Raw genomic sequence first — 13,353 nt, 5'->3', positions numbered from 1 at the left:
TGGAAAACCAATCACCCCTGCGTAAATATCTTCCTTATAATATCCTCAATCCCTACCTCTTCAACGGAGAGGTCTTCTACAGGGAGTTCGCTGAGGATGGTGGCGGTGGATTTGGCGATGTTGTCTTTGCTGGTTTTCAGGACTACGGTGTGGATGGTCTGTTCTACTATCTCGCCGTATTTGCTGAGGCTGCCTTCATTGTATTCGCGTGAGAATCGGAGCCTTATTATCTTGTGGTCTCCGTAATGACTCATCAGGTCATCGAAAGACCCATCGTATATAATGCTCCCGTGGTTTATAACGATTACACGGTTGCATAACCTCTCCACGTCCCGCATGTAATGGCTTGTGAGGAGTACGGTTGTATTCTTGATCTTGTTGTACTCTTTGATGTATGTCCTTATCTTTTCCTGCGAGATAATATCAAGGCCGATAGTCGGTTCATCAAGAAACAGGACTCTGGGTGAGTGGAGGAGGGCGGCTGCAAGTTCGCATTTCATCCGTTGTCCCATTGAGAGCTTTCTTACAGGTGTCACCTCTCGCATTATATTATTAAAATACCTTTCTTTTTTTCACAGTCTTTTGTATAAAAGATTTTCTTTATCAGATTAAATTCATATTTTTCTTATAACATCATCTATACCTACTTCTTCGACAGCTAAGTCTTCTAATGCGGGGAAATCAAAGCAATTTATCAAGTGAATTATACGGTGAGTAATACCCATTTTGAATCATATCAAGGAGGAGTTTATTACCTGCTTCCAATGAAATGATTCCTTTCTTCACAGCGAGAATAAGCACTCCTATTGTGCCTGAAACGGAAATACCGAGCCGCTGCGCGCAACTTCTTGTTTCCAAATCATCCGTTAGTATCTTCATGTGTTTGATAACCGCATGACTTAAACAGGCAGACTCTCCTGAGCCAAGTCGTTGAGCAAATCTTTCGTAAACAGGCCGTTCTTTATCAGATTCAATATTTAAGACCCGTAGCCAGTTCCAGTCTATATTGGGGAGAACTCCTCTTTTCTCACCGTTCTCATACTCTTGCAATACCTCGTTGGTTGTATATAGAAGACCATCGAATACCCTCATCAGAATATCTTCACGTTTCATTAAGGCAAAGTTTGTAAGCACGGTGTTATCAACTATGGCATTCACCATTCTTTTATTGCCTCGACTTCGGCAGCAACGTCCTCAGCAGTCAGATGTCTGACAGGTATTCCTTTTCCCTTTAACTCAAGTTCAAGTTCTATCCTTGATATTGCAAGAAGCTCTGCTGCCTTGCCAAGGTTTATCTTTCCATCAATATAAGCATTTATGACTACAGATTTGTGTAAGGCAGGCCTTCTCTCCCATAAATCTTTAAGTGCGTCTTCTATAATGTCCGGCTGGATTTCACTGAGTTTTTTTAATTCTTCTACTTCCCATAACATTTTCTTCCCCCCCTCATAGCCTTCTTTTATTGCAGCATATATTATCAGGATTTTTTTGGTTGTACAACTATAAAGGGAACCACCAAAACAGAAGAATTAATAAAATCATCCCTGCGTAAAAATCTTCCTTATAATATCCTCAATCTCTACCTCTTCAACGGAGAGGTCTTCTACAGGGAGTTCGCTGAGGATTGTGGCGGTGGATTTGGCGATGTTGTCTTTGCTTGTTTTTAAGACTACGGTATGACTCGTCTGTTCTACTATTTCGCCATATTTGCTGAGGCTGCCTTCATTGTACTCGCGTGAGAATCGTAGCCTTATTATCTTGTGGTCTCCATAGTGACTCATCAGGTCATCGAAAGACCCGTCATATATAATGCTCCCGTGGTTTATAACGATTACACGGTTACATAGCCGTTCTACGTCACGCATGTAATGGCTTGTGAGCAGAACAGTGGTCTTCTTGATTTTGTTGTACTCTTTGATGTATGTCCTTATCTTTTCCTGCGAGATAATATCAAGGCCGATAGTCGGTTCATCAAGAAACAGGACTCTGGGTGAATGGAGCAGGGCGGCTGCAAGTTCGCATTTCATCCGTTGTCCCATGGAGAGCTTTCTTACAGGTACATCTATAATATCCTTTATGTCAAACAGCTCTGTCAGTTCATCTAAGTTATATCTATACGTTGCAGTGGGGATGTCATATATCTCTTTATTGAGTGCAAATGACTCCTGTGCAGGCAGGTCCCACCACAACTGGTTCTTCTGTCCCATTACAATTGAAAATGATTTCTGGTACTCAGGCTCTCTCTTCCACGGCACATGTCCTAAAACCGTTGCATCACCCGAGGTAGGATAGAGTATGCCGGACAATATCTTCAGGGTGGTAGTCTTTCCGGCACCATTCGGGCCGAGAAAACCTATCAGTTCCCCATCCTCTGCCTCAAACGATACCTTCTTCAGTGCATCATTATAGAGTTTCTCCCTCCAGAAAAGACTCTTAAGAGAACCGACAAGCCCCTCTTCCTTCCTGAAATACTCAAACGTTTTTGCAAGATCTTTTACGTGAATTGATGTTGGCATATGTTTGCCCGAAAATAACCCCATCCCCACCCTGACCCTCCCCTTGAAGGGGAGGGAATAAACTTAGCACCCTCTCCCTCAGGGAGAGGGTCCGGGTGAGGGTGGGGTTGTGTCATCCTGATCCCTTTTTCATTCTCCTTTGCGATCGCCCCGCTCATGAATGTTTCGTCCGTATCTTACTTCTAACTTCTGCTCACTGCTCACAGCTTACTGTTCACTGCCTCACCCGCTTGCACTTGAATAATGCTCAATACTCTTTCTCCAGACAAGCAGCCCCACACTCAAAAATGTTACACCTATCAGGAGAGAGACTAATGCAAACCTCCATCCTATGCGGCCTGTCAGTATAGATGCAGGGACTGTTGCGATAATCCCGATTGGGATAATGAACGTGAATATTATCTTTCCGGCACCCCTGAAGATGTCTCCGGGATAGCGTGAGGTTTCCATGAAAAAGTATATGATAGTATTCAACTCCTGAGTTTTTATAACCCAGAATACCACGCTGTTAATCAGAAGGCTGAAACCGTAATATATAAACAGGGAATTAAAAAGAAATATGATGTAGAGAGGTATGGTTATCCAGTGGAAGTTATCCAGATGCATAATCCCGTAGGTTACGAGTATAAATCCCATCAGCGCCTCACCGAAGCTCTCTGAGAGTGAGATGTGCCTGAATGCAAGGTGTATATTGGGGGCGATCGGTTTTACCATAAACATGTCGAATGTCCCTGTCCTGATATGATTCCCAAGCTCAAGGAAGCCCCTCCTGAATGTGAGGTAGGCCATCTCCCTTATCAGTCCGACACTTCCGATCAGGATAACAGACTGATGGAATGTCCATCCTGCAATATTGTTTACATGGCCAAAGATGATCTTAAACAGGATTACGCTTATACTTACAAAGCCGATGTCCATTATCACCAGTGTAATAAAGTTGGAGCGGTAAACCATATCACCCTTGAGGTTCTGTAAAAGGAATACCCGGTAGAGTCTGATGTATCGCTTTAGTTTTTTAATGAACTCAGGCACCGACCGCCTCATATCTCTTTATGCCTCTCATAAGCAGTACTCTTGAAATGATGAAGAATATCAGTATCCATGCGGATAATACAGCATAAGTAGGCCAGGGATTATCTATCTTCCCGAGATAGATTTTTATTGGGATATACACAAGGTATCTGAAGGGGAGAAACTCTGATACCCTGATCAGGAAGGCAGGGAAGAGGTCAAGCGGCAGCATTGCCCCTGCAAAAAACAGGATAATCGTCTGGAGCATATATTTAAAGGTACGCACCTGTGTCAGCCAGAATGTGATCATGCCTATGCAGAAATCCATCTCAAAGGCAAGGATGATGCCCAGAATGACTGAGATAAGGAAATATATCAATGTGGTCAGATATGCAGGAAATGAAAAATAACCCGGAAATACAAAAGAGATGAAACCTACGGCAATAATTACAAAGACCGCCTCAAGTAATTTTCCGGAAAGATTTACAGTAAACCAGTATACATAGTAATCAAGCGGTTTTATCAGGAAGTTCGAGAAGTAACCGTCTTTGATATTATCAATGATGTCCCAGCTTACGTAAGAGAATATTACTGAATTGATCATAAGCTGGAGCAGGTAATATGTCGTAAGTTCTGAGAGCGAGTAATTGCCGACATGCTGACCCTGACTGTAAATAGTAGACCAGAGGTAGAGCAGCACCCAGATATATAGTGAATAACCAAAGATGTAGATTACAAGTGAAAACCGGTACTGTAAAGAGTTTTGCCAGTTGATGTTGAATAGGGTCAGATATTTTTTCACTCGAAAATTCGTTTCTGTCATCCCCGAATGTTTCTATCGGGGATATAGTTTATTTTAAAATAGATTCCCGATAAAAAACTTCGGGAATGACAAAATTATGGAACCATATTTTCATCCTCCATTGTGAGCCGAATGATCATGAAGGTTCCATTTCATATTAGCTTATCCCAAGCCAGTCCCGATGCCCCGATTGTTCCGGCGGTTCCTTTGAGCCTTCCCCTGACTATCTTGGTATGCCTGATAATGGCAGTGTAAGCCCTTTTCTCAACCTCTTCTCTTAATGCAGGGAAGAAGAATTCATAAGCACCTGTAACTTCACCTGTAAGGACAACCATCTCAGGGTTAAGGATATTGATAAAGCCGGCTATTGCTATACCGAGATATTTTCCTGCTTCTCTGAGGATGTTAATAGAAAGGCTGTCTCCCTCTTTTGCAGCGTCGTATATCATCTTTGCGGTTATATTTCCCTTTTTCGAGCGGGATAGTTTTAACAGCTTTGTCCTTTTGCCCGCGTTTATTAATCCCATTGCACTCCTTACCATGCCGGTTGCAGATGAGTAGCTCTCAAGGCACCCGTAATTTCCGCAATTGCATAGAGGGCCTTCGGGATTTACAGTGATATGTCCAAGCTCACCTCCCATGCCCTGCGCCCCATGCCACACCTTATGGTCAATTATAATCCCTCCGCCTATACCGGTTCCCAGTGTAAGGCAAATCATGCTTGATACTCGCCTGCCGGCCCCAATCCACTTCTCCCCATAAGCAGCGCTGTTGGCGTCATTATTTATGAAGACCGGGATTTTTATATATTTCTCTATCAGCTTTTTTAATGGAACATTTTTCCATCCGGGGAAGTTTGGGGATGTTACAATAATACCCTTATCCGTATTTATAATTCCAGGTGAACCAATACCAGCAGCCAATACCCTGTTACCGCTCTGTTCTTCAGTGAGCAGAATATCTTTAATACTGTTAACGATGAAGGATACTATAGCGTTTTTATCGCGGTCGGCAGGGACATCAATCTTTGTGAAGTGCCCCAGTTTCCCATCCTTTGTTACTGCACCAAGACGTATTGTCGAACCGCCGAGGTCTACTCCGATGATTGATTCGATTGCCCACCCCCTGTTATCCCGATTTGTATTCATCCCAATAAGACAATGAAAATATTAACCTGTCAGGCTACTTGAAGTCAACAAGCTGAAGACAATCAAGATAAGGAAATTGTTCCGTTTACATTTACAAAAGAATCCTGATTTGTTATCTTAGCATCACTGTTTGGGTATGAGAAAATATCCAGTGTCTTTAACCATATTTCCTTGCTGGAAAATGGAGGTTCAATGAGAACTAAGGACTATGAAGTGGCAAAAAGCCTTAAAGATAGATTAAGCACAGTTGTCCGATTGGTTGATTTCAGGGTTTTTGGCTCAAGGGCAAGAGGGGATAATGATGAATTATCGGATATGGATGTTTTTTTGGAGGTTGAATGCGAATCCGAATCTATTGATAAGGAATTGAGAAACAAGATAGGTGAGATTGTATGGGAGGTTGGTTTTGAAAACTACATTGTGCTATCACCTCTTATCTTTACAAGAAATGAAATTGAGAATACACCATTAAGATCTTCTCCGATAGTAAAGAATATTATTAAGGAAGGTGTTGTTGTATGACTGATAAACAAACCCTCTTCGCATATCGCCTGAAACAGGCTGAGGAGACCCTTTCTGATGCTGAAAGGATGTTAGAAGAAAATCTTAGCCCGAGGTCTATTATAAACAGGGCTTACTACTCCATGTTTTATTCAATATTATCTTTATTTCTGTTAGTTGAGATTAATGTAAAAACATCAAAACATGCAGGAGTTATTTCCATCTTTGATAAAGAGTTTATTCACACAGGAAAGATTGATAAGCACTATTCACAGATACTGCATAAGGCGTTTGATGCCAGACAAGAGAGTGATTATAAAGAATTTGTTGAACAAACGGCTGAAGATGCAAGTGAATATGTTAACATGGCAAAAGATTTCCTGGTATGTATAAAAGATTTTATTGAAAAGTATAAATGTGAATAATCCTACAGGATAGCTGAACCGGCGAATCATTAAACCTTCGACTGTAATCGAAACTTTTTGACAATATCTTCGATTTGAAGTAATATCGTGCCATGGAGTCCATCTATTATACACTGAACCCATGGTGGGAAGGAAAAGAGTTCGATTGCGGGAAAGAGCGTGCCGCCTATCTTCATCGGCTTCCCTCGTATCTTAAACGTAAGCAGGTCGAGATATTTGTCGGAAGCCGGCGTACAGGCAAGACTATCATCCTTAAACAATTCATCAATGCCCTCCTTAAAGACAATGTTTCTGAAAAGGATATTTTTTACCTTGCACTTGACCATCCGGCACTTTCCGGAGTCCGGATCTCAGAACACCTGAAAAATGTACGGAAAATCTTCATGCACGAGCGTAACAGGAAGCTTTATCTCTTCCTTGATGAGATTCAGGAAAGCGCTGAATGGGAGACAGAGTTAAAATCGTTATATGATGTTGAGAATCTCAAGATATTTTGCACCGGTTCCACCTCTTCCCTTATAACAAGACAGGGAGGGAAGCTCACTGGAAGACAGATTGTCACGACAGTATATACCCTTTCATTCAGAGAGTTCATCTTGTTCAGGGAGGCGATGCCGCATAAGTCGGAGGACTATAAATTTGAACGGCTTGCAGAGGAGTATCTTGCAACAGGCGGGTATCCTGAGCAAGTCTTGAATCCTTCCATAGAATATATGAGTAATCTGCTTGAAGACATCATTGCGAGAGACCTTATAAGGTTATATCCTATCAAGAAACACTATGTTCTGAAAGACCTGCTGCGATTGATAGGTGCATCGGTAGGCTCACGCACCAGTTTTAACAAACTATCCAAGGTATTGGGGCTTTCCGTTGACACGGTAAAGGAATATGTGAGTTATCTTGAGGCTGCATTTCTTCTTGTATCTATGGAGAAATGGACAACGTCATATTCAGAAAGGGTGTATGCTCAAAAGAAGTTCTACCTCTGGGACAATGGGGTCAGGAGTATTTTAACCGGCTCCGGAGACGAGGGGAGCAGGGCAGAGAATGCTGTTTATATGGAACTGAAGCGAAACAATATTTCTTGCGGCTATTATGCGGAAAGTGAGATGGAGGTTGATTTTGTTGCCGGTACTGTGGCGGCCCCCCTGCCTATAGAAGCGAAGTACATAACAGATTTTGACTGGAAAGATAAACGATTCTCCGGCATAAAACTCTTTCTACGCCGTTTCCCCAAGACTAAAAAAGTTCTGCTCGTATCAAAGAGTATTGAAAGAGAAGTAGCTGCTGATTTCGGCGATGTTGTTATTGTTCCGCTATGGAAATTTTTATTGAACTCTGAAAAGTATGTTTTAGAGTAAGAAATACCAAATTATAATAGTTAACCTGCAGTAGATTCCAGTTTTCACTGACTGTCTCGGGCCTGAAACCAAAACCGCTGGAAAATATTTTAATGCCTCAAATAATTTCGATGAAAGTAAACGGGGGATATACATGCGGCAATTACAAGATTTAACTTTATAATTGCCAAAGCAAAATAAACAGTTCTTTGTTATGTTGTTGACTCTTATATATTGATATGTTAAATCTGGCACGAATTGTGAATATAAGTATTTAGGGATTATATATTTGACTGATGCGAGGGGTGTTTTTGGTGAAACATGGACAAAAGGTTGTTGTTTTAATATTTTTCTTATTCAGCTTACAATTTCTCATACTTTCAAAATCAGCATGGTCATCAGACTCAGATATTCGCCTTGTCCATTCTGACAGGAAAGAGGTTACTATTGAACTGACTATCCCTGAATATAGAATAGTACAAAAAAAGGTCGGAGAAACAATATACGATGAAGTTGTATTAGGTGAGTATGGGTATACCAAAGAAGAGGGAAAGCCGGAACTTCCACTCAGGGGGACATTAATAGGGGTGCCGGAAGAGGGTACCGTCACTATTAAGTCTGCCGGTTCTGATTATAAGACAATACATCTTGATCATGATATTTCACCGTATTTATTGCGTATAAAGAGGACTTCGCCTCATGTTATTGATTTAGAGACATATCAGGCTGATGTCTTTTATCCAGGTCAACTTGCAACAGAGGGATTTACCGGTTATATGCGTGACCAGCACGTTAAGCAGATAATCTTTTATCCGGTTCAATATAATCCTGTGAAGCGTGAAGTCAGGATTTATAACCGGATTCGGGTTGAATTATCCTTTGAAAAGCCGATTGAAGGTAATGCAAAGACTCTGAGTCGTAAGGTCAAAAAGGGCAGTCAGCCTGCTGCTGCCGGTGCTTATGAAAAATTACTCAAAGACTCTCTTCTAAATTATGATTCACTCCAAAGATAGATTAGCTGAAACAGGATTAAACCCTCAAAAAGAGAGTTCAATTCAAGTGAGGTTGTTTATCCATCTTATCATACTTATCATGTTTTTTTCCTTGCTCTATGTGGGATTGGGATGCAACAAACCTATCCCTTCGGACAATACTGGCGGCAGTGGGGAAGATAATCCTTCATGGAGTAAACCGGTAGAAATAACAACCGGTACTGGTTTCAATTCATATCATATTTCCATGGATAAAAATGGAACAGCGATAATGGTTTATTCAATATGGGATGAGGCAAAGGGGATAGACAGGATTTTTGCAAAAGTCTATAACCCTGAAACCGGCTGGGGTGAAGATTTACCTGTTGATTCAGGGGTGGAAAAAGGTGATGCAAGAGAACCTTTTGCAGCATGGGACATTTCCGATTCAGGGTCTGCATTTATAACCTTTACTCAGGGTAATGGGATAAAAGACAGGGTTTATGCCAGACGATATACAAAAGGTGCCGGATGGGAGGATAATGTTACTTTATTAAGCATAGATAACGGCAAGAAGTCCGGAGAGCCTCGTATTGCCTTTGATTCATCAGGAAATGCAATGGCAGTGTTTACTCAGGGAGGGAAACTCTATGCAAGTAAATATAATGGTTCCAGTCTTGATTGGGATACTCCTAAAGAAATAAGTGCAGGGACAGGGCCTGTCTATTCTCCTAAAATATGTTTTCTTGAAAGCGGCCAATTCATGGTGTTGTTTTATCAATTAAAGTCATCTACTTTGCACCTTTTTGCCATAAGGTATAACGGTACCTCATGGGGATTAGTTCCTGAACAGATTGATTCAGATTATCATAATTTTTATGAGGCAGTAATGCGGGCAGATGGGTTCGGGAATCTTATGGCGGCATTTTCAGAAGGGGCCGGTAACAAGTTGTATGTAAAAAGGTATTACAATGGATGGAAGGAGGCAAAAGAGATCGGCATTTCTTCAGGCAAGGATGTTAGTATAGCGTACGACATTAACCATAATGCCTCTGTTTTATTTGTACAAGATATTAATGGGTTATCTCATGTATATTCATCAGCCTATACAAACAGTTCTGATACATGGAGCGAACCGGTTGTAATTGATGTGACAGACGGTAGTAATTCGGATAATCCAAGAATAATATTTGATAGTTTAAACCGTGCAACTGCTGTCTATTCTAAGTTGGTTGATGGGATTCCTCATATATTTTCACATCAATTTGACTGGGATTCAGGATGGAAAACTCCAATGCGTATTGATGGGAATAGTACATCTCCGGCATCTTTTCCTGAAATAGTTATGGATTGGCAAGGAGGTGCGTTAGTTTTATTTGCGGTACCGGACATGGTGTCCGGACAGATTTATGCCGTAAAACATACCATTGGTGTTAATTATTAATTAAATATATGAAGTTTGAGAAATTGAATATAAAATTGAATATAAGAAACCCATATAATAAACCAACATGTAACCAAAATATACATATAGAAATTATATAATAAATTCAAGTAGTAATGAGAAAATTATTGTTGCTGTCTCAAAACAATGTAACCTTTATCTACAATATGCGTATTAAATTACCGTCCATTTTTATTTTATTATATTTTTGCTTTGTGCCTCTGTGTCAGGATTACTTTTCTAACTCAGTAATTTTCTTGATAAAGCTAATTAAGTAACCCTGAATATTGTTGGTTTTCCACCCTTTTTAATCATTCTGATATTTCAGGCATGGATTTTGAAGTATATATTTTAATCGTTACAATAGGCTATAGTCGTAAATGTGCATCAAGCATTTTTCAATTTCAAAGGGTGATTAAACAGACAGTATGAATTCAATCAGCGGATACCTGAGTAGCTTCAGTCATGCCTTCGTTAAGGTTTGCCTCATTTTATGTTTATCTGTATTTTTATTCCTTCCTTATGGCAAGGCCAACGCTGCTACAGTTGGGGTGCCCCTTGCAATTACAACAGCAGCCACTGACCAGGATAAGCCTGCAATAGCCTCTGATGGTACAAACTATCTTGTTGTATATCAAAGCGGTACTTCGGGGACTGGAACCGGTATTGATATTTACGGGATTTTTCTAAATTCCAGCGGCGGTGCGGTTAATGTACCTTTTGTTATTTCAAATGCTGCCGGCGACCAGACAATGCCTTCGGTTGCATATAGCAGTACTGGTGCAACATACAAGTTTATGGTGGCTTATCAAAACTCCACCGGGTTGAATGATGTTTATGGCGCCTATGTAAATTTAGTAGGTTCTACAGCTACTGTTACGGCTGTAGGCACAGGTGGTGTAATTGTGGCCGGTACAACGAGAAGGGAAGAAGCGCCTTCCGTGGCATCAGATGGTACCAACTTCTTTGTTGCATACGTTCGCAGCGGTACACAAGTTCGTGTAGTGAGTGTTCCAGGTGGGGGAGGTGCTGTAACCGCCTATACCATCACTACATGGACTGTTCACGCAACAGGTTGTACAGCTCCATGCGGTTTGCCTTCCATTAGTTTTTCAAGCGGTGCCGGCAATTATTTTGTTTCGTATGAATCTTATATAACAGATACTGCTAATGGCGATATTATGGGCGCTACTATTACAACAGGAGGGACAGCGGCCGCACCTATTACTATTGCAAATACGGCAGCAACGTTAAATCGCTACCCTTCAGTTGCATTTTCAAATTTAGCAGGCAGTACCGGCTGGTTGGTTTCCTGGCAGGATGCGAGGAATGGTGCTGCCAATAATGATATATATGGACAGCTCATAACAACTGCCGGTGTCCTTAATGGTGCTAATTTTCCGATCTCTACTGCTGCGAATGATCAAAAGAATCCAAGGGTAGTGCACGATGGTATAAATTTCTTTGCAGCCTGGCAGGATATGAGGAGCGGTGCAGCATACGGAGAGATTTATGGGACAGGTATATCGTCTGCTGGCGCTATCCTTTCTACTGCCGGTTATCCCATTGCTTCAGGAACGCTTAATAATAAACAAAATCCTGCTATTGGGGCATTAGGCAGTGGTTTCTTAACAGCGTGGGGGCAGGGTACAATTCCAACAACATTTGATCTCTATGGTCAATTGGCAAATCAGCCTGGGATTACGGGGCTGAGCCTAACATCAGGATATGTTGGGAATACTATTACAGCAACCGGTAATAATTTTGGGGTAACAACAGATACATTTAATTTCGGCGGGACAGCGGCATCTACCACAAGTTGGGCAAACACTTCCATTAATTTTACGGTGCCGAATGGAAAGATAGCCGGTAACTATTCTGCGTCTGCAACTGTCGGGGGGTGGAATAGTAATTCCCAGACTTTTACAGTCCTGAATTCTCCTCCAACGGCAAATGCAGGGACACCTCAATCAGTTAATGAAAATACACTCGTTACCTTAAATGGGTCTGCAAGCACTGACCCGAACGGGGATTCAATAAGTTACATCTGGACGCAGATAGGCGGAACCGCAGTTACGCTCTCTAGTTCCACTGCTGTAATGCCGACGTTTACAGCGCCTGCTGTAACCACTGCAACCATTTTAACCTTTCAGTTGATTGTTAATGACGGGACTATTAACAGCACTGCCTCTACAGTGACAGTGACGGTCAATAATGTAAATCAGCCGCCGGTATTAAACACGATCGGTGCAAAGAGCGTAAATGAGGGAGGCAATCTTAATTTTACAATAAGCGGCAGTGACCCTGATGGAGACCCGATTACCTACTCAGCAACGGGTTTACCTTCAGGTGCAACATTTAATACATCCACACAGGTGTTTGACTGGACACCGACATACAGCCAGTCAGGCAGTTATAATGTGACATTTACAGTGAGCGACGGTTTATTGAGTGCAAGCGAGGTAGTGACCATAACGGTAAATAATGTGAATCGTGCACCTGTATTAAATGTGATTGGGGCAAAGAATGTTAATGAGGCGGCTAATCTGAACTTTACAATAAGCGGCAGTGACCCTGATGGTGATGCAGTTACCTACTCGGCAGCAGGCTTACCAACAGGTGCTACATTCAATACATCAACAAGGGTATTTGACTGGACACCGACATACACTCAATCCGGCAGTTACAATGTGACATTCACTGTTAGCGACGGTTCATTGAATGGAAGCGAGGTAGTAACCATAACCGTTAATAATGTAAACCGCTCACCGGTATTAAATGCAATTGGTGCAAAGGGTATAAATGAGGGGAGTAATCTTAATTTTACAGTGAGCGGCAGTGACCCTGATGCAGACCCTTTGACTTATTCGGCAACGGGTTTACCGACAGGTGCAACATTTAATACATCCACAAGGGTGTTCGACTGGACACCAACTTACAGTCAGTCCGGCAGTTACAATGTGACATTCACTGTGAGTGACGGTTCATTGAGTGCAAGTGAGGTAGTGACTATAACAGTAAATAATGTGAACCAAGCCCCTGTGTTAAATGCTATAGGCGCTAAGGCAGTAAATGAGAATGTTAATCTTAACTTTACAATAAGTGGGAGCGACCCTGATGGTGATGCAGTTACCTACTCAGCAACCGGAGTACCGACAGGTGCAACATTCAATACATCAACCAGGGTGTTTGACT

At 41.7% G+C, this 13,353-nt stretch carries 13 protein-coding genes; 6 read left to right on the top strand and 7 right to left on the bottom strand.

The features are described from left to right. Window positions 1-11: 11 nt before the first annotated feature. The 7 genes from HZA08_02440 to HZA08_02410 all read right to left on the bottom strand — a co-directional run bounded on the left by HZA08_02440 (window position 12) and on the right by HZA08_02410 (window position 5,477). Entirely contained in the window at window positions 12-545 is a 534-nt protein-coding gene (locus tag HZA08_02440; protein MBI5192283.1) for an ATP-binding cassette domain-containing protein, read from the bottom strand. A 136-nt stretch (window positions 546-681) separates the two neighbouring features. Continuing rightward, a complete protein-coding gene (locus HZA08_02435; protein MBI5192282.1) occupies window positions 682-1,161 on the bottom strand; it encodes a DUF3368 domain-containing protein in 480 nt (159 codons plus the stop codon). Then, window positions 1,155-1,433, bottom strand: a complete 279-nt coding sequence (locus tag HZA08_02430) for a UPF0175 family protein (GenBank protein ID MBI5192281.1) — start codon at window positions 1,431-1,433, stop codon at window positions 1,155-1,157. The genes HZA08_02435 and HZA08_02430 overlap by 7 nt, the downstream gene beginning before the upstream one ends. A 105-nt stretch (window positions 1,434-1,538) precedes the next feature. Continuing rightward, a complete protein-coding gene (locus tag HZA08_02425; protein MBI5192280.1) occupies window positions 1,539-2,516 on the bottom strand; it encodes an ABC transporter ATP-binding protein in 978 nt (325 codons plus the stop codon). Between the two features lie 222 nt (window positions 2,517-2,738). Continuing rightward, on the bottom strand, window positions 2,739-3,548 hold the full coding sequence (locus HZA08_02420) for an ABC-2 family transporter protein (GenBank protein ID MBI5192279.1): 810 nt from the start codon (window positions 3,546-3,548) through the stop codon (window positions 2,739-2,741). Next, window positions 3,541-4,350, bottom strand: coding sequence for an ABC-2 family transporter protein (locus HZA08_02415; GenBank protein ID MBI5192278.1), 810 nt, complete (start codon window positions 4,348-4,350; stop codon window positions 3,541-3,543). The genes HZA08_02420 and HZA08_02415 overlap by 8 nt, the downstream gene beginning before the upstream one ends. A 131-nt stretch (window positions 4,351-4,481) precedes the next feature. Further along, entirely contained in the window at window positions 4,482-5,477 is a 996-nt protein-coding gene (locus tag HZA08_02410) for an ROK family protein (GenBank protein MBI5192277.1), read from the bottom strand. Window positions 5,478-5,669: 192 nt separating this feature from the next. Between HZA08_02410 and HZA08_02405 the strand changes: the two genes are divergently transcribed. The 6 genes from HZA08_02405 to HZA08_02380 form a co-directional block, all read left to right on the top strand. Then, a complete protein-coding gene (locus HZA08_02405) occupies window positions 5,670-5,999 on the top strand; it encodes a nucleotidyltransferase domain-containing protein (protein MBI5192276.1) in 330 nt (109 codons plus the stop codon). Further along, entirely contained in the window at window positions 5,996-6,403 is a 408-nt protein-coding gene (locus HZA08_02400; GenBank protein MBI5192275.1) for a HEPN domain-containing protein, read from the top strand. Before HZA08_02405 ends, HZA08_02400 begins: the two co-directional genes overlap by 4 nt. Before the next feature lie 92 nt (window positions 6,404-6,495). Further along, window positions 6,496-7,764, top strand: coding sequence for an ATP-binding protein (locus HZA08_02395; GenBank protein ID MBI5192274.1), 1,269 nt, complete (start codon window positions 6,496-6,498; stop codon window positions 7,762-7,764). A 293-nt stretch (window positions 7,765-8,057) separates the two neighbouring features. After that, on the top strand, window positions 8,058-8,756 hold the full coding sequence (locus HZA08_02390; GenBank protein MBI5192273.1) for a hypothetical protein: 699 nt from the start codon (window positions 8,058-8,060) through the stop codon (window positions 8,754-8,756). 46 nt (window positions 8,757-8,802) lie between these two features. Then, window positions 8,803-10,158, top strand: a complete 1,356-nt coding sequence (locus tag HZA08_02385; protein MBI5192272.1) for a hypothetical protein — start codon at window positions 8,803-8,805, stop codon at window positions 10,156-10,158. 428 nt (window positions 10,159-10,586) lie between these two features. Next, window positions 10,587-13,353: tandem-95 repeat protein (locus HZA08_02380; protein ID MBI5192271.1), on the top strand; the 2,767-nt coding region annotated here is incomplete at its 3' end.

Source organism: Nitrospirota bacterium (assembly GCA_016212215.1).
Taxonomy (GTDB): domain Bacteria; phylum Nitrospirota; class 9FT-COMBO-42-15; order HDB-SIOI813; family HDB-SIOI813; genus JACRGV01.
The sequence above is the reverse complement of the archived record's forward strand: the minus strand, read 5'-3'. Positions and strand labels throughout refer to the sequence as shown.